This window comes from Vibrio sp. YT-19(2023) (assembly GCF_033337395.1).
In genome coordinates this window covers 1-581 of the sequence record NZ_JAWOQN010000841.1, presented here as the reverse complement: position 1 = coordinate 581, position 581 = coordinate 1, and the positions used below count along the sequence as shown (strand labels likewise).

The window sequence follows — 581 nt, the reverse complement described above, 5'->3', positions numbered from 1 at the left end:
AGAGAAGTTTTAATTGTTTTCATGGGTACGTCATACCTTATAATTGATTCGGGCAAATATTAATAACATCAGTAATATTTGTAAGCGATATGAGTCACACAAACGTTTGCATAATTACATATACAATCAATTTTTGTGTGATTTGTGCAATAAATGCGACAGTTTCAACATCAAAAGGTTATATGCAAATTGTTAAAGGCATGTGTCGAGAGCGTTGAATTGCCATAAACTCATCCATAAGGTCTATAAATTCCTGTGCTAGACTCAATGAACAGAATGAGATCAATAAGCCTAACGTCCTGTTAAGGGATTATTCGGCGCATAAAGTCTGTCAGTTTGGCTTTGCTATTTGTGCAAAATAGGGGACTTACCGATGGATCTAGGATCAAAATATCAGCGCAAGCTCGCAGTTGGCTTGGTGTTGGTGTCACCACTTCTTGTTTCACCTTCTCTCTCTGCCGCTCAGTTGGAGCGATTAGAGCCAAATCATGGACGTGTGGTTTCTCTCGAAAAGCAAAACCTTGCCGCGACCCAAAATGTCGCCAAAGCGCTTGGATTAAAGCCGGGCAATAATGTGCAAA

Annotated in this window: 1 protein-coding gene; it reads left to right on the top strand. The window is 39.9% G+C overall.

Annotated elements, in window-relative coordinates:
• Window positions 1-373 precede the first annotated feature (373 nt).
• On the top strand, window positions 374-581 hold a 208-nt coding region (locus R7E78_RS28765; RefSeq protein WP_318058966.1), incomplete at its 3' end, for a hypothetical protein.